12 protein-coding genes are annotated in these 21,058 nt (G+C 61.8%); 6 read left to right on the top strand and 6 right to left on the bottom strand.

Translation table 11 applies throughout. The annotated features are described in order from the left end of the window. Positions 1-372 precede the first annotated feature (372 nt). Positions 373-2,790: a methyl-accepting chemotaxis protein gene (locus tag ACI3L3_RS09200; protein WP_404844818.1), complete on the top strand. Its 2,418-nt coding sequence runs from the start codon at positions 373-375 to the stop codon at positions 2,788-2,790. A gap of 300 nt (positions 2,791-3,090) precedes the next feature. Further along, positions 3,091-3,456 (top strand): hypothetical protein, encoded by a 366-nt coding sequence (locus ACI3L3_RS09195; RefSeq protein WP_404844817.1) that lies wholly within the window; start codon positions 3,091-3,093, stop codon positions 3,454-3,456. A gap of 911 nt (positions 3,457-4,367) precedes the next feature. Here the strand turns inward: ACI3L3_RS09195 and secF are convergent. The 3 genes from secF to yajC all read right to left on the bottom strand — a co-directional run bounded on the left by secF (position 4,368) and on the right by yajC (position 7,584). Continuing rightward, positions 4,368-5,432 (bottom strand): protein translocase subunit SecF, encoded by a 1,065-nt coding sequence (secF, locus tag ACI3L3_RS09190; RefSeq protein WP_404844816.1) that lies wholly within the window; start codon positions 5,430-5,432, stop codon positions 4,368-4,370. 12 nt (positions 5,433-5,444) lie between these two features. After that, entirely contained in the window at positions 5,445-7,043 is a 1,599-nt protein-coding gene (gene secD, locus ACI3L3_RS09185) for a protein translocase subunit SecD (protein ID WP_404844815.1), read from the bottom strand. A gap of 187 nt (positions 7,044-7,230) precedes the next feature. Beyond that, positions 7,231-7,584: a preprotein translocase subunit YajC gene (yajC, locus tag ACI3L3_RS09180; protein ID WP_404844814.1), complete on the bottom strand. Its 354-nt coding sequence runs from the start codon at positions 7,582-7,584 to the stop codon at positions 7,231-7,233. Positions 7,585-8,029: 445 nt separating this feature from the next. Between yajC and ACI3L3_RS09175 the strand changes: the two genes are divergently transcribed. The 4 genes from ACI3L3_RS09175 to ACI3L3_RS09160 all read left to right on the top strand — a co-directional run bounded on the left by ACI3L3_RS09175 (position 8,030) and on the right by ACI3L3_RS09160 (position 13,812). Then, a complete protein-coding gene (locus tag ACI3L3_RS09175) occupies positions 8,030-9,160 on the top strand; it encodes a glutamate synthase (RefSeq protein WP_404844813.1) in 1,131 nt (376 codons plus the stop codon). After that, a complete protein-coding gene (locus ACI3L3_RS09170) occupies positions 9,124-10,758 on the top strand; it encodes a glutamate synthase-related protein (RefSeq protein ID WP_404844812.1) in 1,635 nt (544 codons plus the stop codon). Before ACI3L3_RS09175 ends, ACI3L3_RS09170 begins: the two co-directional genes overlap by 37 nt. Before the next feature lie 81 nt (positions 10,759-10,839). Then, a complete protein-coding gene (locus ACI3L3_RS09165; RefSeq protein ID WP_404844811.1) occupies positions 10,840-13,230 on the top strand; it encodes an FAD-dependent oxidoreductase in 2,391 nt (796 codons plus the stop codon). 102 nt (positions 13,231-13,332) lie between these two features. Next, a complete protein-coding gene (locus tag ACI3L3_RS09160; RefSeq protein WP_404844810.1) occupies positions 13,333-13,812 on the top strand; it encodes a DUF1499 domain-containing protein in 480 nt (159 codons plus the stop codon). Between the two features lie 292 nt (positions 13,813-14,104). On the opposite strand, the gene ACI3L3_RS09155 is transcribed toward ACI3L3_RS09160, so the two are convergent. The 3 genes from ACI3L3_RS09155 to ACI3L3_RS09145 all read right to left on the bottom strand — a co-directional run bounded on the left by ACI3L3_RS09155 (position 14,105) and on the right by ACI3L3_RS09145 (position 21,045). Next, the gene (locus tag ACI3L3_RS09155) at positions 14,105-14,938 is read right to left on the bottom strand and encodes a carbohydrate-binding family 9-like protein (RefSeq protein ID WP_404844809.1); all 834 of its coding nucleotides are present in this window, start codon (positions 14,936-14,938) and stop codon (positions 14,105-14,107) included. Positions 14,939-15,808: 870 nt separating this feature from the next. Further along, a complete protein-coding gene (locus ACI3L3_RS09150) occupies positions 15,809-16,075 on the bottom strand; it encodes an RNA recognition motif domain-containing protein (RefSeq protein ID WP_404844808.1) in 267 nt (88 codons plus the stop codon). A 401-nt stretch (positions 16,076-16,476) separates the two neighbouring features. After that, a complete protein-coding gene (locus ACI3L3_RS09145) occupies positions 16,477-21,045 on the bottom strand; it encodes a glutamate synthase-related protein (protein ID WP_404844807.1) in 4,569 nt (1,522 codons plus the stop codon). Between the last annotated feature and the right edge of the window lie 13 nt (positions 21,046-21,058).

Genomic DNA, 21,058 nt, shown 5'->3' with positions numbered 1-21,058 from the left:
CGGGCACCGTTCTCAACTTGCCTCCCCCTTCGTCTTCACGCACGCCACCACACGCGACGATGCACAGGCCCGCCAATCTGGCAGGTCCAGATTGTGAATATTGGCACGAGTCGGAGAGATTCCTTGTTCCGCCCGTCCGCCAAAAGTACACATGATAAGTTTAAGGAACCTGGGAAGGGTTCCGAAAAGACATCGTCACACCAGCCGACTTTGCGAGGGTTGGCAAATTATGAGGGAGCACAGGGGATAAAAGCGCAGCCCCGGCAACGCCGGACGAGCTGCGCGACATCGACGCCCCGCCGCGCATTCCGCGTAGCGGCCGCGATGCACAACCGGATGCTTAAGGAACTTTAAAACCGTACGGACAACAGTATGAAACTTCTCTGGAAACTCTCCATCCCGCAGGTCATCGTGGTGCTGGCGCTCGGGCTTGCCAGTTACATCACCATCTTCTCCTCGTTCAACGAGCTGAGGGACCACTACGTCGCCTCCACGATGGATCACCAGTACACGCGCATTTCCGAGGACATCGACAAAGCCTCGCGCCGCGCCAAGGAGCTTGCCTCCGTCTTTGCCCGCCTGCCCAAGGTGCGCGAGGCGTATGAAATCGCCTCCTCCGGCGACATAGACGACGCCCGCTCCCCGCAGGCCCAAACCGCCCGCGAATTGTTGCGTTCCGAGCTGGCCCCCATGCTGGACAGCTACAAGGCCACCGCAGGCAGCCGTCTGCGCCTGCATTTTCACCTGCCCAACGGCAGAAGCCTTGTGCGCATGTGGCGCGACAAACAAACCAAACGCAATGGCCACTGGGTGGATATTTCCGACGATATCTCCTCCTTCCGCCAAACTGTGCTGGACGTAAACCGCACAGGCCAATCCGTCAGCGGCATTGAGCTTGGCCGGGGCGGCTTTGCCATCCGCGGTGTGGTGCCCATCACCGCCGCCGACGGCCACCAGCTCGGCTCCGTTGAAGTGCTGGAGAGCTTCGCCCCCATCCTTAACGACGTTCGCGACGAGTCCAACGACCTTGTCCTGTACATGAACGCCGACAAGCTCAGCATCACCAAATCCCTTCAGGATTCCTCCAAGTACCCGGTTCTGGATGGCGCCTACGTGCGCGCCACAGCGCCGCGCAACACCAGCTCCCTGACGCATCTCACCCGTCAACTGCTGGACGACGGCCGCGACGGCTACACCCTCCAGATGCAGCCCGAGCTTGCCCTCGGCGCGGCCCCCGTGCGCGACTACAACGGCAACCAGATTGGCGTTATCGTCAGCGTGGTGGACCTCAAGAACATCGCCGCCATGGCCGCCCGTGCGGACACCACTCTCATCTTGATGCTGGCCGGAATGGCCCTGTGTCCCGTCATTGTTCTGCTCATCGTGCTGCGCAAGTTCGTCAGCGCGCCCATCCGCAGCATCACCCAAAAGATTGAAGACATCGCCGAAGACCGCGCCGACCTCTCCGAACAACTGAAGAACACCCAGCGTGACGAAATTGGCGAGCTGGCCCGCACGTTCAACACCCTCACTCACAAGCTCTCGACCATGCTGGACGAGATGCGCGGCTATGTGAACGTGCTGAACACCGTGCCCGACCCCATCTTCGTTGTAGACAACGACTACAACCTTAAGATGGCCAACAAGGCGACCCTCGACCTGCTTGGCATCACGCAGGACCAGTTGCACCAGTGCAAGTGCCACGAACAGCTCGACACAACCGTCTGCGGCACGCCGGGCTGTCCCATTGATATGGTCAAGCGCCTTGGCGGACAGGCCGAAGCCGACATCATCGAGCTGAAGCACGGAGGCACCAGCATCTACATCAAGCCCTCCGCCTCCGCCCTGCACGACGGGCACGGCGCCGTCATCGGCTATGTGGAAGTCGCCCGCGTCGTCACCGACCTTGTGCAGTCCGAGCAGGAGATTCAGGACAAGCTGGAGCGCATCGCCAAGGTCAACGACGCCACGCACGACGCCGCACAGCGCCTCACCAGCACCACCGAAGGGCTCACCCATGAGTTCAGCGGCGTGCAGGACGCCCTGGCCACTCAGCAGGGACGCATTCAGGAAACAGTTTCCGCCATGGATCAGATGAACGCCGCCGTGCAACAGGTTGCGCGCAGCGCCACCGAAGCCGCCGAGCAGACCGGCGCCGCACGCAGCGAAGCCGACAACGGCGCAGGCGTCGTCAAGCAGGCCGTGGAGTCCATACTCCGCGTCAGCGAGCACGCCCGCACCATGCGAGAGACCATGCACGGCCTCGGTTCGCAGGCGCAGGAGATTGGACAGGTTCTCAGCGTTATTACGGATATCGCCGACCAGACCAACCTTCTCGCCCTCAACGCCGCCATCGAGGCCGCACGCGCAGGCGACGCCGGGCGCGGCTTTGCCGTCGTTGCCGACGAGGTTCGCAAGCTGGCCGAAAAGACCATGCAAGCCACCAACGAAGTCGAAAAGGCCATCGTGTCCATTCAGCAAGGCGCACAATCCTCCATCGACGCCGTGGACCGCACCAACCAAATGGTGGACGAAGCCAGCACTCTGGCCACCAAGTCCGGCGAGGCACTCGAAACCATCGTCAGCCTCGTCAACGCGTCCTCCAATCAGGTGGAGAACATCGCCGCCGCAGCCGAAGAACAGTCCATGACCAGCGAGCACATCAACGCCGCCGTGGACGAAGTGGCCCAAATGGCCAACGGCGTGTCCGGTCGCATGAACGACGCAGGCGACGCCGTCACCCAACTCGCCCGCCTCGCCAGCGAACTGGAAGAGCTCTCCGCCAAGTAGCACCGCCAGCACACACCAACCACACCGCCGCCCCGGAACGCCACCCGCGCTCCGGGGCGGCGTCTTTTCAGCGTCAGAGCCGCCATCCATCTTTTTTTCAAAAAGTTCCTTTTTCCTCCCCCCGCAAAAGGCCCCGTCCACCAGCCTCATTGCGCCATGTGCAAGTTTCTGCATTTCTCGGCAAATGCAAAAAGCATTGCATGCCATGCACTACGGACAAAAACCCATTATAGTAGCACGGAGTTGAGTTTTCTCACAGCGTTTTGTATTACATGGAAAAGCACCTCAAAAGGAGGCACCATGTTTGACAACACCCCCCTCACCCCGTTCTCAATCAAGGTCGTCAACAAGTTGCTTTACCATCAGCGGCGCGTCAGAACGCCCCTCGTCCGCAAGGAGGACGCGCCGCAACGGCTGCTCACCTACCGCGAACTCTGCGAAATGCTGGACCGCGACCCGCGGCAGGCCTCTACACTCACCGGTCCCCTCGCCTGCATAGAAAAATGGTGCGCCGTCAACGACTGGCCCAATCTCTCCTCCATCGTCGTCAGTGAATCCACAGGCCAGCCCGGTAAGCACTACGGCAAACACGCCCCGCGCGATAATTGGCACAGCGACGCCATCGAGTGTTTGCGCTCCACGGACTACCCCATGTTCGTCAACTAAATCTTTCCTCCCCACCCCCCCCTACGGCGAGGCCACACCCAGCCACCAGACGGCTCGTGTGGCCTCACTTTTTGCCCCAGCCTGCGCCCCCCTCCTGCGCCAATTCGCACCAAAACCCACGCCTCTTTTTGCTCCGCAGGGTTAAGGGGCGCGGCCCCTTAACGATCCCGAGTGCGGTCATGACGGGTGCTCATGGATGAATGACGGCGGCACCCCTGAGGGGCTTTCGCGGCGGGAGAAGGTGGGGAGGTTGGCAGAGGTTGGGGGCAAGGCCGATGGGCTGGTGTGAGTAGAGGTGGAGCCGTAGAGAGTACGTGGTGGCAAAATGAAACTCTCTTTGCTCCGCAGGGTTAAGGGGCGCGGCCCCTTAACGATCCCGAGTGCGGTCATAACGGGTACTCATGGATGAATGACGGCGGCACCCCTGAGGGGCTTTCGCGGCGGGAGAAGGTGGGGAGGTTGGCAGAGGTTGGGGGCAAGGCCGATGGGCTGGTGTGAGCCGTAGAGTGTCCGTGGTGGGAGTGCGAAACTCTTTTTGCTCCGCAGGGTTAAGGGGCGCGGCCCCTTAACAATCCCGAGTGCGGTCATGACGGGTGTTTATGGATGGATGACGGCGGCACCCCTGAGAGGCTTTCGCGGTGGGGGAAGGCTGTTTTTTTGGGTGGGGTTGGTGCCACAGATGAAGCGGTCAGAATCCCTGTGTACACCCCGGAACATGGGTAAGACTTCTGTCCGGGAACATAGGTAACAGGCTATGGCGGTTGGGGTTACCCCCCTATTTTCAGGGGCGGCTTCCGCCCCTGAAAATCCTAAGGATTCTTAAGGAAATTATTTCCTTAAGTCGCCGAAGGCATAAAAAAGCCCCGGTTCCTGTTGGAACCGGGGCTGCAAACCGAGTATGGCTGCACGCTTTAGGCGGCGGCTTCTTCGGAGTCGGGCTCCAGGCTCGGGCCGAATCCCATGAGAATGGGGCTGGCGACGAACACGGAGGAGTAGGTACCGATGCCCACGCCGATGAGCAGGGCAAAGGCGAAGTCGTGAATGACGCCGCCGCCCAGCACGAACAGGCAGAAGACGACCAGCAGCGTGGTGCCGGAGGTCAGCAGTGTCCGAGACAGGGTTTGGTTGACGGAGGCATTAATGGTTTCGCCGAGGTTCTCGCCGACCTTATTGCGAAGGTTTTCGCGGATACGGTCGAAGACGATGATGGTGTCATTGAGCGAGTAACCGATGATGGTCAGGAGTGCGGCCACAATGGTGAGGTCGAATTCCTTATCCATCATTGAGAAGACGCCCACGGTGATGATGACGTCATGAATGAGCGCCACAACCGCGCCGAGGGCGTAGTTCAATTTCAGATACCAGCACAGCCCCACGGTGATGAGCATCGCGGCGAGGATGAGCATACTCATGGGCAGGTTGACGAGGCCGAGCAGATAAATTCCACCCGACAGCGCCGCGGCCATGATGCCTGCTGTCATCCAGCGCGCCTCGAAGCGGCCGGAGATATAGATAGCGATGAGCAGCACGGCGTAGAACATGGCTTCAAGGGCCTTTTCACGCAGGTCCGCGCCAACTTTCGGGCCAACCATTTCCTGACGCTGAACGGTGTATCCGGCGTCCATGTGGTTGGTGAGGGCGCTTTCCACGGCGGTACGCACCTGATCGGAGGTAACGTCCATGGCGGAGATGCGGATGAGGTACTCGTTATCCTGCTCCATGCCGAAGCTCTGCACGGTCATATCTTTCATGTCCGTGGTGGCGAGGGCGTCCTTGAGGTTGCCGATCTCGATGCCTTCGTCGAACTTCACCTGCACGGTGATACCACCGGCGAAGTCGATGCCGTAGCGGGGTCCGCCGTGCATCAGCAGGGAGCCGATGCCAAGCAGAATCAGAAGGGCGGAGATGACGAAGGCAATCTTACGGAAGCCAACGAAATCGATATGTGTATCGGGCTTGATGAGTTGCAGTCCCATCTGTGTACTCCCCTAGATGCTCAGTCTGGCACCGGTTTTGGCCTTGGCGGCCCACATATCAAAGAGAATGCGGGTCACGAAGATGGCCGTGAACATGGAGGCCAGGATACCCAGGGTCAGCGTGACGGCGAAGCCGCGGATGGGTCCGGTACCGAACTGGTACAGGATGATGGCGGCCAGCACGGTGGTCACGTTGGCGTCAAGGATGGTCAGGGTCGCCTTGGCGTAGCCCTCTTCAATGGCGGCACGCGCGGTGAGTCCTCTGCGGAGTTCTTCGCGGATGCGCTCAAAGATGATGACGTTGGCGTCCACGGCCATACCGATTGTCAGAATGATGCCCGCAATACCGGGCAGCGTCAGCGTCGCGCCAAAGCCGGCAAGACCGGCCATAATGAGCACGATGTTCATGACCAGAGCGGTGTCGGCAACAAGGCCGCCAAAACCGTAGTACACAGCCATGAAGAGCAGAACCACAACGAAACCGGCCAGTGCGGCAGTAACGCCCTTGTCGATGGACTCCTGTCCGAGGGACGGGCCAACGGTGCGTTCTTCCATGACGTGAACGGAAGCGGGCAGCGAACCGGAACGCAGCACCAGAGCAAGGTCAGCGGCCTCGCTATCGCTGAAGGAACCGGTAATGGAGGCGCGGCCGCCGGGAATCTTGTCCTTGATGGACGGGGCGGAGTACACCTCGCCGTCCAGCACAATGGCCAGACGCTTGCCGATGTTTTCACCGGTCACACGCGAGAAGATGCGCGCGCCGCGGGAGTTGAAGTTCATGCTGATCATGGGCTGTCCGAAGTTGTCGTAGCTGACGTGTGCATCGGTGATGTACTCGCCGGACAGCACGGTATCCTTATGCAGAACGATGGGCTCGGTGGAGTAGGTCCCGTCCATACGGTAATGCTTCAGGGTGGACAGTTCGCGTCCCGGAGCCAGAATGCCCTGCTTTGCCTTGGTCAGGTCTGCGGCGTCGTCCACGATCTTGAATTCAAGACGGGCGGTACGGCCGATGACGCTGATGGCGCGCTGCGGGTCGTCGAGGCCGGGCAGCTGAACCTGAATACGGCCGCCCTGCTGACGGCGGATGTCCGGCTCTGCCACACCGAACTGGTCGATACGGGTACGGATGGTCTTGAGCACCTGATCGACGGTGAGCTTGGAGACTTCGCGCTTGTATTCGGGGGTCATCACCAGGGTGTAGCGGACCTTCCCGTCGCTAATGTTCTCGCGGGCTTTGACCTTCAGCATGTTGAAGTGCTTATTCAGAAGGCCATCAAGCTTGGCACGCTGGTCGCTTTTGAGCAGCGTAAAGTTCAGCTTGTCCTTGCCTCGCACACTGGGCTTGAGGACGGCGATGCCCTCGTCACGTGCCGTGGTGCGAATATCCTGCCCCATCTGATTGAGGTTGTACTCGATAGCCTCAGGGATATCGACACCCAGGGTCAGGTGAACACCGCCCTTGAGGTCGAGGCCCAGGCTGATCTCGTCGTCGGGCAGCGCGCCCCTCAGGGGCGAATCTTGCGCGATAAACGAGGGCAGCACATAGACGAGTCCGAGCACGCCCACGAGCAGGGCGAGAATGATGCGGTAACGCAGGCTCCCTTTCATTGTTTCTCCTCGGGGTCCAGACACAAACACGGCGCAGGCCCAAATGGCCGCGCCAACTACCTCTGTAAGCTACTGATAACTACGTTGTATCAATAGCAAAGGCAAGCGCGCATATTGGTCCGGAACATTCCGGCCGTCTGCATCGCTTGCCCTGAAAAGCGAGGCGCGGAAGAACTCCGCGCCATTGCTACTTCTTCTTGTTGCTGGAGGGGAAGGCCTTGGGAGCCTTGTCCAGAACACTGGAAATGAAGGCCCGGCTCATCACGACTTCATTGTTGCCGAGGTCGACGACGAGTTCATCTTCGCGAATCTCAACGATGCGGCCGTAGATGCCGCCACCGGTGAGCACCCAGTCGCCCTTTTTGAGGGCACCCAGCATCTCTTTGTGCTGCTTGGCCTTCTTCTGTTGGGGGCGAATGAGGAGGAAGTAGAAGATGACGAACATCAGGATAAGGGGCACCATCCCAGCAATGGGGTTGGCAGCGCCCTCAGCGCCCTGAGCACCGGCACCCATGGCATGGGCGATGTCAGCGAAAAGCATTTGGCCTCCTAGTGAAGTGTTGGGAATCATCGTTTGCCGCCGGGACGCCCCGCGGCAAACGCAACGTACATGTATCACGCGGCCTGCAAAAATGACAGGCCGCAACGCCTTCAAATAAAGCCTCAGCACCCTTTCGTCAACCGTTACCGGTCGTTGGGAGCCCGCTTGCCGTGCCTTTTTTGCCCGTTTTGCGGGCCACAGGGAAAAACGGGGGTTTTTCTGCCCAAAACGTCGCCTGCGCGACATGCAAAACACCCCCGCAAGCCCCGGACAGCACTGACTTTGCTGGACTTGAAAGTAACTATTGGCTATTACTATTTGTCCCGCAATTACAGATGCACGTCGGATGCGATATCCGGCCAAAGGGGCATGGCTTCCGGCCACACGGCGCGCCCGCGCCCCCTCCCGCCCCTTTTTCCTCAGAACGTAAAGGAGTCAGCAGACAATGTGCCGCTTGTTCGCCCTTACAAGCACCGACCCCGTATCCCCCATGGAGGCGGTCCAGGCTCTGGACGTCATGCGAGAGGGACACGACGGCTCCGGTGTGGGGCTGTATCTGACCGGTCTGGACGGCGCTTTCGGCAAAATGCCGGATACGCCCATCCTTTCCGCCATCGTCACGGAGCAAGGCGAAGAACGCCTTATGGAATTCATGCGGCACCGGGGCTATACGCCCGGACACAGACTCTCCATGTCGCACTCGGCCACCCTCCCGGCTGGCACGCCCGCGCGGCACGCCTACCTCGTCCAAGCCTTTGAGCCGCCCGCAGGCTGGGACGACCTTTCCAAAGAAGCGCGCGAAGAAGAACTCCTCGCCACCCGCGTCGCCCTCAAAATCGCCGGGCTGGAGCGCGACGACATCACGGTCTTCTCCTTTTGGCCGGACGTCGTCATGGTTAAGGAAATTGGCGACCCGCTGAGCGTTGGCGAATACCTCGGGCTGGACCATCACGACTTCTACGCCCGCACCATCCTCGCGCAGGGCCGCCAGAACACCAACTACGCCATCAACCTCTATGCGTGCCATCCCTTCTTCATTCAGGGCATCTGTACCATGACCAATGGCGAGAATACGGCGTTCGTCCCCATCCGCGAGTATTTGGAATCGCAAAACATTACGGGATACACGGGCTACCATTCGGACTCCGAAGTCTTCGCCCATATCCTCCATTATACGATGAAGCGCCTTGGGCTGCCCCTGCAGGCCTACAAGCACATCATCACCCCGCTGTCCGACGCCCAGCTGGCCGCGCACGCCGACGGCGAGTTTCTCGCCCGGCTCAAGATGGTCTGCCGCAAGATGATCATCGACGGTCCCAACTGCGTTATCGGCGTCACCCCGGACCGCAGCATGTTCATGGTTCAGGACAAGAAGAAGCTGCGCCCCGGCGTGGTTGGTGGCCGCCCCGGCCTGTACGCCTTCTCGTCCGAAGTCTGCGGGCTAGACGCCGTCATCCCGGACCGCGACAAGAGCGCGGACTTCCAGCCCATGCACCTTGATACCGCCATTGTTTCGCCCCAGTGCGAGGAGATTGAGATATGCCGTCAGACGCAGCCATTACCCCATCTTCGCTAAGCCGCAAGGATCTGCCATGGCAGATTGACTGGAACAAGAGCAAATGCACGCTCTGCGGCCAGTGTACGTCGGTCTGTCCGGTGCGGGCCATTGAGCTTGGCGTCTTTCGCAAGCGAAAAGTGCGCACGCCCCTCGGGCTGACCAAAAAACCCGAAAACGACTTTTCCCTCTATTACGGCATCCGGCAGAAGACCGCTCCGGCCACGGCCTGCATAGGCTGCGGCATGTGCGCGCAGGTCTGCCCCAACGACGCCATAATGCCCTACCACAGCGACGAGCCGGACAAGCTGCGCATGCACCAAAGCGGTGGCGGCGGCGCGCGTACCCGCGGCGGCAGACGCAACGACTCCGGCAGTCTGCTGGACGCCATCAAATTCGTCCGCATCTCCATGCTCACGGACCCGGCGCTGGATGCAGGCCGTCACGAGTTTGACCTCAGCACGCTGATCGGGCGCGTCCAGTCCCCGGAAGATGGGCTGAAGGCGCAGCTTGAAGGCGGCTGGACCCCGCCCGTGCGCAAAATCTACCCCCTTGTCATCGGCGGCATGAGCTTTGGCGCGCTGTCGCCCAATATGTGGGAAGGCCTGCAAATGGGCGTTGCCTACCTCAACGAGGAACTGGGCATGCCCGTGCGCATGTGCACCGGCGAGGGCGGCTGCCCGCCGCGCCTGTTGCGCTCGCGCTTTTTGAAGTACGTCATTTTACAGATTGCCAGCGGCTACTTTGGCTGGGACGAAATCATTCAGGCCATCCCGGAAATGAAGGTCGATCCCTGCGCGGTGGAGATTAAATACGGTCAGGGCGCAAAGCCCGGCGACGGCGGCCTGCTTATGTGGCACAAGGTCAACAGCCTTATCGCCGCCATCCGCGGCGTGCCGCCGGGAGTCAGCCTCCCCTCGCCGCCCACGCACCAGACCAAGTATTCCATTGAAGAAGCCGTGGCCAAGATGATTCAGTCCATGAGCATGGCGTGGGGATTCCGTGTGCCGGTCTATCCCAAGATTTCGGCCTCCTCCACTTCCCTTGCCGTTCTGAACAACTTAACGCGCAATCCGTACGCCGCAGGCCTCGCCATCGACGGCGAAGACGGCGGCACCGGCGCGGCGTACAACGTGTCCATGAACCACATGGGCCACCCCATCGCCTCCAACGTGCGCGACAGCTACCTGAACCTTGTGAAGCTGGGCAAACAGAACGAACTGCCCATCATCGCAGGTGGCGGCATCGGCAAAAACGGCAACCTTGCCGCCAACGCCGCCGCGCTCATCATGATGGGCGCATCCGCCGTACAGGTGGGCAAATACATCATGCAGGCCGCCGCAGGCTGTGTTGGCTCCGAGGCCGACCGCTGCAACGTCTGCAACATCGGCGTCTGCCCCAAGGGCATCACAAGTCAGGACCCGCGCATCTACCGCCGCCTCGACCCCGAAAAGGTGGCCGAACGCGTGGTGGACGTGTTTTTGTCCTTTGACCTTGAAATGCGCAAAATACTGGCCCCCCTTGGTCGTTCCACCACCCTGCCCATCGGCATGTCCGACGCGCTGGGCATTGGCGACAAGGACGCGGCGGAGCGGCTGGGCATCAAGTACGTCGTGTAGGCGCGGCCCGCATATCCTCGGCTGGCGCCGCCACGCACGGGGATGACATCACGTTCAGGAGCTTTATCGGAGAATCATTGTATGGCCGAATCACACAACATCCGCGTAAGCGGACTTGAAGACGGCAAACGCATCGAGTCGCGCATTCTGGAGGAACGCCTCCAATCCGCCGTACGCTCGGGCGCGGAACATATTGAGGTAGACGCCTTTGGCCAGCACGGCATTGGCGGCAGACTGTGGCAAAAAACCGCCCCTAAACTGCACCTCTCCGTCTATGGATCGCCGGGGCAGCGCCTTGGGTCCATGGGCTTTCCCGGCACCACTATAGAGGTCTTTGGCCCCGCGTCCGACGATACGGGCTGGCTGAACACCGGCGCGGACATCATCATCCACGGCAACGCCACCAACGGCACGGCCAACGCCATGGCGCAGGGCCGCATCTGGGTGGATGGCGGCCTTGGCGCACGCGGCATGACCATGACCAAACACAACCCGCGCCACACCCCGCCGGAACTGTGGGTGCTGGGCGGCGTTGGCGATTCATTTGCGGAATTCATGGCCGGCGGCATCGCCGTCATCTGCGGCATTGACCCGGCAGACCCGGAAAACGTGCTGGGCTACCGCCCCTGCGTGGGCATGGTTGGCGGCTCCATCTACTTCCGTGGCCCGCACAAGGGCTTTAGCCAAGCCGACGCCAAGCTCATTGGGGTTGACGACGAGCGCTGGGCATGGCTCAGCGAAAACCTGATGGTCTTTCTGGAGCGTATCGGACGCCCGGAACTCTTTGAAATCTTAGGCGACCGCAGCCAGTGGCAGTGCCTTGTCGCCCTTTCCCCGCACGAGAAGATGGGCAAAAAGCGCCGGAGCATGGCGGACTTCCGCGCCAATGCGTGGGACGCCGAGCTTGGGCGCGGCGGCCTTATCGGCGACCTGACCGACCTTGACCGCAGCCCCATCCCCCTCATCCCTACTGGGGAGATGCGCCGCTTTGTGCCGGTGTGGGAGAACAGGCGCTACGAAGCGCCGTGTCAGGCCAACTGCCCGACGGGCATCCCCGTCCGCAAGCGCTGGAAGCTCATCCGCGCAGGCAAGGTACAGGAAGCCATGGACCTGTGCATGAGCTACACGCCCCTGCCCGCCACAGTCTGCGGCCACCTGTGCCCGAACCTGTGTATGGAGGGCTGCACGCGCACCACGCAAAAGCTCATCCCCGTGGACGTCAAGGCCATGGGTAAAGCCAGCCTCAAGGCGCGCGACCCGGAGCTTCCCGAATCGTCCGGGCACAAGGTTGCCGTTGTTGGCGGCGGGCCTGCGGGCCTCTCCGTGGCGTGGCAGCTGCGCCTGCTTGGGCACGAGCCGGTGGTCTTTGACAGGGACAGTGAGCTGGGCGGCAAAATCGCCGCCGCCATCCCGGACAGCCGCATTCCCGCCGATGTCCTCGGCGCGGAGCTGGAACGCGTCCGGCGGCTTGTCATGCACGTGCAGTTGGATGAAGAGTTGGACGCCGACGCCTTTACCCGCCTCAAGGACGACTTTGACTTTGTCGTACTGGCGGCGGGCGCGCAAACGCCCCGCGTTCTGCCGGTTCCGGGCAAAGAGCGCCTTGTCACCGCGCTGGACTTCCTGCGCGGGGCGAAGCACGGCGGACAGCAGTGCGGCGAGCGTCTTGTCATCATCGGCGCGGGCAACGTGGGCTGTGACGTGGCCGCTGTGGGCGCCACCCTTGGCGCGCGCGACATCACCCTCATCGACGTGCAGGAGCCTGCCTCCTTCGGCAAGGAACGCGAAGAGGCGGAGAAGGTTGGTGCAACATTCCGCTGGCCCTGCTTCACAAAGGAAATCACTGCCGAAGGCGTGGTGCTTTCCACGGGTGAAGTCCTCCCGGCGGATACGGTGGTCATCTCCATTGGCGACGCGCCGGACCTTGGCTTTTTGCCGGATTCCATCGCCACGGAGCGCGGCTTCGTGACGGTGAACGACGTGATGCAGACCACGGACCCCAAGGTCTTTGCCATTGGCGACATTGTGCGCCCCGGACTCATCACACAGGCCATAGGCGACGGCCGCCGCGCAGCGGTGGTCATGGACGCCATCCTCTCCGGCAAGCGCCCGCTGGGCGACGCCGAGACCATGAGCGACGACATCCGCGCCCGCCTCGGCTCCGTTGACGACGAGGGACGCCTGTCCGAAATGATCGACTACTCCCGCATCACGCTGGAGTACTTTGACCCACGCGTGTCGCACTTTCAGGACCTTGACGACTGTGCGGCGCAGTGCTCGTCCTGCGGCGAATGCCGCGACTGCGGCCTGTGCGAAACCCTGTGTCCGCAGGGCGCCATCACGCGCCAAAGCCTGCCGGACGGGGACTTTGAAATGATCGCCGACCCGGCCAAATGCATTGGGTGCGGCTTCTGCGCCGACGCCTGCCCCTGTGGCATCTGGGCGCTGGTAAAAAACACCCCGCTCGGCTAACACGCCCCCCTCCACACCCATCAGGGCCGCCGTGGCATATGCCATGGCGGCCCTGTTTTTTCGCGGCTTTTCACGCCCGTGTGGAACGTGTATCCTTGCGGCATGTCCATACAAAATATCATTCTCCCACTCGCGGCCCTTGTCTGCCTCGCCCTTGCGGGGTGTTCCTCCTCTTCACCGGACAACCTTGGCGGCGTAGACGGCCTGTCCCCCTGTCCGGGGTCGCCCAACTGCGTCAGCTCCACCATGGATGACGGGCACGCCATCGCCCCCATCCGCATCGACGGCGAGGTGGCAGACGTCATGGCGCGCGTGGAGGCCGCCGTGCGGAGCCTGCCGCGCAGCCGGGTGGAACGCCAAACCGGCCCCTATCTGCATGCGGTCTTCACCAGCACATTTTTCGGCTTCCACGACGACTTGGAATGCCTGTACGACGCCGAAAACGGCCTGCTGCACATCCGCTCCGCCGCGCGCACTGGATATTACGACTTCGGCGTCAACCGCCGCCGCGTGGAGCGTCTGCGTAAACTGCTGTCCATCATTCCGGAACCGGCAACACTGCCGGAAGATGCGACAAAGTAACCGCAGGGATGCGTCAGCGTTAAGGAAAGCGGCTAGCGCAAAAGAAGCCAGAGGAAGTGAGGGAGACTCCCCCCCCCCGGCGCAAAGCGGCGCGAGGGAGGGCTTTCGCATGCGACGAAGCATCATCCGTACACAAAGGGCGTCGTACCGGGGAGCACGCAACGCAGGATGTCGGCACGATGTACGACGAGCACTTGGAGGTGTAATGCCCCCCGTGCGAAAAGACGGAGGCCTGCTCATGGCGGGGGACAAGACAGGGATTGGACTCCTGCAGACGCTTCCGCCTGCCGCCTCACTCCCGGACAAGACGCACACGGGCAAAGCACTCCGGCATGTGGGAGTCATACTCGCCATGTGCCCGTAGCGCCCATCCCGCCGGGGGACTGAGTCTGCGGCCGTCCGCGTCAACGCGCTGAAAGCGTGAACAGTCCACGCGCAGCGTATCGCCCTTGCGCGGCGTTGGCGCGGCGTCTGGCATAATCGCCGCCATCCCCGCCCAAGGCACGCGGACCTCCACGGTCCACCCACGGTCCGTATCCGAGGCATCGTTAAGCGTCCCGTCCACAGCCACCGCCGCCGTCAGCCCCGGCCAATCCCACTCCAAAAAACCAATGCGCAGCCCGCGCGGATGCACATGGTCGCCAATACCGGTCAGGCGCATGGTCCGCCCCGCCGGGTCCAGCGCGGCATGCCGCCCGTGCGGTTCATAGGCGTCGTTCCACACCCACAGCACCTCATAGATGGTGCCCCGTGCGTTGATTTCAAATTCATAATACGCGTCAGGCCCAGCTATGAAGATCTCCGCATCGTTCTCGCGGTAGATGGGGGCGTCCCGCGCAGTCAGGTGCGCGGTCACGTTCGGTTCGGCAAAGCGAAAGGCTATGTACAGCGCCTGCTCATCCCACAGCAGGGCGCACCGCGACTCCAGCCACCCCGGCGCGCCATCCACAAGGTCCACAAACTGCCCCGACCACGCCCCAGCATCCCAGCCCGCTTCATCAAGCGCGCCATCAACCACGGGAGCAACAGACGCATACCGCGCCACAAGTTCAGGCGTCTGCGCCAAGGCATACGGGCACCCGGCAAACAGAAAGCAAAGAGTCAAAACCCAAACACAACGCTTCACAGCGGAGATCCTCCGTTCTACACACGGCCACTCTGCGCAGTCTACCCCACGCCAACCCCACGCTCAACGCTCCGGAATAACGCTCCCCCTGCACAACAAAATCGAACAACAGCACGGCGGACACGACGCGTGGCGGCCGCTTGCACACACCACAATGCCAACCACCCTGCGGCCTCCAGACACGCGCCGTTGACTGCTTCTCACCATACCAGCTTTCCCCGCTCATGACCGTCATCATAGCGCAAGGCGTCAATGGGGGGACTCCCTCTTCACTCTCGGACGCCGTCGCCCATGGCACCAGTCCATCCCCTTCGCTGGCACTATCCCCCCTAAGTCTCAGTCCCCGCACCTCACTCAGCACGGATGAAACATTTCACGACCTGCGCCCCGCAAACACTGTCTCGGCAACCCTACGAGTCCTCCCCGAATAGTAGACCCTCAACACTCTCTACCACCAGCACAGCAGTCAAAACGCTGTATCTTCACGCCCTCTCTTGCCCCACAGCCTCCCCCATTCTCGGCCATCATCTCAGCAAACCCCACACCAGCCCCCACGTTCAACGCATTCCGGGCACAATCATCCCCCAGCACAACAAAATCAGACAACAAGCGCAACGATGCACGACGCGCGGCGGCCTCTCACACACTCCCCCCAGACACAACCGCCCTGCGTCCTCCAGACACGCGCCGCAAAGACCATCCCGCAACACCAGCTTCCCTCACTCATCACCGCCACCATAGCGCAGCGCGGCGATAAGCCAACACTCCCCCCCACTCGTCGACATCGCCCCCACCGTCCCCCGGCCACAGAACGCAAAAAAGCCCGCAGCTTTCGCTGCGGGCTTCGTGATATGCCGTATATTTCCTCGCTTAGTAGCGGGGGCGGCGCTCACGGGGCTGGGCTTCGTTGACGCGGAGGTCACGGCCCATGAAGTTGTTACCGTTCAGTGCCTCGATTGCCTGGAGAGCGCCGTCGTCATCATCCATTTCGACAAAGCCGAAGCCGCGGGAGCGACCGGTCTCACGATCGAGAATGACGCGTGCGGACCGCACTTCACCGAACTCGGAGAAGAGGGAATGAAGATCTTCATCAGATGCGCCCCAGGCCAGGTTGCCGACATAAATGTTCTTAGACAAGAAAAAAACTCCGAAAAGAAAAAAGGAAAAAATCACCGGGTCGTCACTGTTTAGCCGTTACCCGGCTCGGGTGATGCGTAGCAGTACACCGTGTAGCTGCCGTTCCATCGCCCTCTCAATGTCGTTCTACTTATAATTAAACGTCCGTCCGGGTCAACAACTATTTTAAAATAATTTTGCATTTAATTGCGTAGCACTACAGATGCGCATTGAAGCACAGCGGCCCGCGCGGGGGCCGCGCATCATAAAGCTGTTCATAACAGGGCAAAAACGTCTGCAAGCCCTCGCCTTCCGCCAGTAGAACTCCGCTCTTCCCACCCACAAAACAGACGGCCCCGGCAATGCCGGGGCCGTCCTACAATGTTCAATCTCTTTACCTATTCATCTTGGCCACGCCGCCATCATTCGGCTTTGGGCGGATTTTTGTGCGCTGGGGCAATAACCACAAAGCGTTCGGATGCATCACGCAGCAGTTCCTGCACCGCGTCCGCCTCATCGTCCTGAAAACTGCTGCGCAGTTCATTTATATACCGCTCCAGCAATTCGCGGACATCGTCCAAGCCCGCTTCATCAAGGGGCATAACGCCCACATCCGCGCTCGTGGCCAAACGCCGCACCACGGAGGCCTTGGTAAAGCCGTATTCCGGATACAGGCACTGGTAGATGACGCCGCCAGTCATACCGGCGCACATCCACGGTCCCGGATCGCCCAGCACAACGGCTCGTCCGCCCGTCATATACTCAAAGGCAAAGCCCTTCAGGTGCGCGCGGGAAGCCAGATTACCGCTCTCGTCGCTGACGGGGGCAGTGATGCGCGCGCCAAAGATGGCGTCCGCACCGGACAAGCGCACGCACGCACGCGAATCGGCATAATTCTGCACCATCAGCGTGCCGCCAATAGCGCCGTAGGCAAAGCTCTTGCCCGTGGAGCCATCAATGCGCTTCCCCTGCCAGTTGGCTTCCTTAAACACACCAACGCTGCCGCCAAAGCAGCCCTTGGCCGTGCCGTCCTGCGTTCCGCCATTCACGATGCAGTCAATGCCCGGAATGTTGAACGCGCACAGGCCATTGCCCGGAACGGACGCGTCAAAGCGCAGGTAGGCATGGCGGTCAGTACCGGGGCCGAATTCACGGCTCATGGCGCCGGCCAGATAGGTGCCCACGGCGCGGTCCACACTGCGGATGCCCTGCTCCGTGTACCGCACGCTGGTTGTCTCGTCCTCGCCAAAGGATGTCATGGCGATGTCGGAGATAAGGCGCGTCAGGTAGTCGAGGGGCTTTCGCGTGGTACGCACAGGCTCAGCCCCTGCGCTGGCGATGGCGTCGCACGGCGCGTTGAGAATGGAGGACAGGTCCACCGCGTCGTCAAGTATGGCCTGCTCCAGCAGGTCCGTACGGCCCACGACGTCGGCAAGACGCCGCACGCCAAGGCGGGCAAGAATGGAGCGCATCTCCTCGCCGATGTAGCCCAGCAGGCGGACAAGGTTGCCCGTCTCCGCCGCGACCTGAACGGGAGTAAAGCCCTTTACGCCGCGCTCTGCGGCCTGTTCCTTGGTGCGCAGCTGGGTGGAGATGCCCTTGGGGCACTTGTCCAGATGGCACCGCTGGCAACTGATGCAGCCAAGGCCCATGAGCGCCACAGTACCAAGCCCAACACGGTCCGCACCCAGCATAATCATTTTCAAAACGTCCGCGCCGGAGCGCATGCCGCCGTCGCACCACAGCTCCACGCGTTCGCGCAGGCCGGATTCCACAAGGGCGCGATGCGCAAGAGAGACGCCTATCTCGGCGGGCAGGCCAACGTATTTTTTGGCATGCTCGCGCGCCGCTCCGGTGCCGCCGTCAAAGCCGGACACGTTCACAATGTCCGCCCCGGCCTTGGCAACGCCAACGGCAATGGTGCCCACGCCGCTGGTGACGGGTATCTTCACGCTGATGCGCGCGCCGGGGTTGGCGGTTTTCAGCTCCGCAATAATCTGCGCCAAATCCTCAATGGAGTAGATGTCGTGATGGTTGGACGGAGAAATCAGCGCGATTCCCGGCTTGCAGTGGCGCGCCTCGCCCACCATGTCCGACACCTTCTGGCCCGGCAGATGGCCGCCCTCACCGGGCTTGGCCCCCTGCCCGATCTTGATTTCCAGAAAATCGGCGGAATTGAGGAAGTCCATAAACACGCCAAAGCGTCCGGACGCAATCTGCTGGCCACGGTTTTTGCGGTAGCGTCCCATCATGTCCGGAATTTCGCCGCCCTCGCCGTTCATGCACACGATGTTCAATTCCTTGGCGGCCTCGGCATAGGTGCGGAACGAGTTCTCACCCTGCGAGCCAAAGGACATGGCCGGTATAACCAGCGGCATGGCGTGGTCGCCGCAGGAGATATCCACATCGCTCATAGCCAATTCCGGCTGGTCCGCCTTGGGATGAAAATCCATCAGGTGGCGCAGGGCAACGGGGGATTCGCGCTCCACTTCGCGCAGCTTCTGGGCCATCTCGCGGTAGCCGGAGCGCCCTTCCGCAGCGGCGCGCAGAATGCGGCCGACCTTCACGTTGCGGCGCGGGTCGCGCCACAGGGGCAGGTCTTCGGCGGCGGTTGCGCGCTCAAGGCGCATTGCGCCCATGGCCTCAAGGCGGGCAAAGGACAAGCCCTTGCGCTGCGAGAAGCAGAAATTGGGGCAGCCAAACACGTCTGCAAGGTCATCAGCAAGGCCGATGGAGGAGAAAATGCGCCCGTAGCCGCACAACTCATGGATGCCCATGGTGGACATGACCTTCTCGATGCCCTTCTGCAGCACGTCCATGGTCACACGGATAACGTGCTCCGCCGGGCGGGATTCCGTGGCGTGCTCGCGGGCCATGCGCCAGATGAGGTACGGGTTCAGCGCGTCCGCGCCAAGGCCCAGCAGGAACATGATGTCATGCAGGTTGCGGATGGCCGCGCTGCGCACCACGATGGAGCAGTCGCGCCGCAGTCCGGCGCTGCTCAGCGCCTGACCAAGGCTGGCAACCACAAGGCCGGGGTCGATGAACACGCGCCCGTCCTCAAAGGTTGCGGCGTCGTCCACCACAAGGATGACCGCACCGCCGCGCACGGCCTCGCACGCTTCATCACACAGCACATCAAGACGCTGGCGTAGGCCACCGCCCTTGGCGTCAAACGTGGCGTCCATCACGTGGTAGCGCGAAGCGTCGCGGCGCTGGGCGCTGAAGAAGTCCAGCACCTCGGCCAAGGTCTGCGTGCCAAAGGCATGGGCAATGTCCGCCATTTCCGCATGGGATACAGCGTCGCCGAAGCAGCCGCCCAGTAGTAGCGGCGTACTCAGGCTCAAACCCACAGGCGAGGGCGACTTGCCGCCCGCCGCGTCCGGTCTGTCACCCAGGATGACGCGCGTGGAGAAATGGTCCGCCTCGCGCTCGCGGTCGATGGCGGGGTTGGTCACCACGGCCACGTTTTCCTTAAAATACTCGGCAATGCAGGGCAGCGCGTCTTCGTTCAGGCAGGCCAGCGGTCCCATATGACCCATGGAGCCGATAACCGGACGGCCCGTGGTGGCAACCTTCTGGCGCATATCCACGTCGTACTTCTGCCAGCCCAGCGCCCCAAGGGCGTTGGTGGACACAAGGTCGTCCTCTGTATGGGCAGTGTCGCTGCGGCCAAGGAACTCCCGCAGGGACGGCATGGCGTCCTTCTGCGGCGGAATGGCCTCGTACAGGCCGCTCACTGCGCCCAGCACCTTTTTGCGGCCCGTCATCAGCTTGGCAAGGCGGCGCTGGTAGGCGGAGTAATCCAGCACCACGCCGCGCCGCTCGTGCCCGGAGATGATGGCAATCTTCTCGCCCGGAGCAAGGGGCTTGGGGTCTGCGGCGTTGAACTCAATATCCACAACGCCCTTCTCCGAGGACAGGAAATAATCGTAGTCGGACTCGCCAAACCACAGCGGGCGCAGGCCAAGGGCGTCCACACTGCCCATGACCACATGCCCGTGCCGCGCAATGACCGCCGCCGGTCCCTGCGCGGACGGCGGGAAGAACCAGCGGTAATAGGCGTACACGTCCTGCAGGTCCTTATGGTAGGCCGCCACCTCGGAGTGCACCGCCGGAAAGACCATGGCAAAGGCTTCCATAGGCTCAAAGCCATAGATGTTGACGAGGCCCTGCAGAATGCGGTCGAGGTCCTGCGAGTCGCTTCCGCCGGGCACTGGCTCAATGCCAAGGGTGCGGGCGGTGCTGCGCAGGCGCTCAATGGTGTTGATTTCGCCGTTATGGCCCAGCATGGAGAACGGCTGGGAACGCTCCACAGTGGGCAGCGTGTTGGTGGAATAGCGGCTGTGGCCAAGGGTCATCACCGAGCGCGTCTCGGGATTCTGCAAGTCGGGATAGACGCGGGGTAACAGGTCCGGCACGCCGCGCAGCTTGTAGACCACACTATCCGTGGACAGGGACGCGATGTGGATGTCCGGAAGCTCCGCCTCCACTGCCATCTGCACATCAAACAACACGCGACCGCCGGAATTCAGCTCCGCCTGCGGCAGAATGCCCGCCACCTGCCAAAACAGCGGCGCTTCGGCAGCGGCCAGCGGACCAAGCTCCCCGTCACGCGTGTTGCCGATGACTTCGTGCAGCAGCTCCGCGCCGCGCTCGGCAAACAGGGCGCGCACGCGGGACATAATGGTGTCCGCGTTGTCGCGCGTCTGGTGGGGGAGCAAAATATGCCCAACAAAAAAGCCACGGCTCTCGGCCAAATGGCGCGACAGTCCGGCTTTTTCCAGACGCCCCGCCCATACCTCGCGCGGGATGTCCGTCATGACGCCGCAGCCGTCGCCTTCGTTGTTGATGTCGCCCGAGCGGTGGGCCATCTTTTTTAGGGCTTCTATGGTCTTGACGATGTTGGCGTGGGACGAGCGCCCACGCTTATCGATAAAGGCTATGATTGCGCATGCATCTTGTTCTTGGGCGATTGGAGTGCGTTGCATTGATTGTTCCCTC

The organism is Desulfobaculum sp. SPO524, assembly GCF_044987625.1.
Taxonomy (GTDB): domain Bacteria; phylum Desulfobacterota; class Desulfovibrionia; order Desulfovibrionales; family Desulfovibrionaceae; genus Desulfobaculum.
The sequence above is the reverse complement of the archived record's forward strand: the minus strand, read 5'-3'. Positions and strand labels throughout refer to the sequence as shown.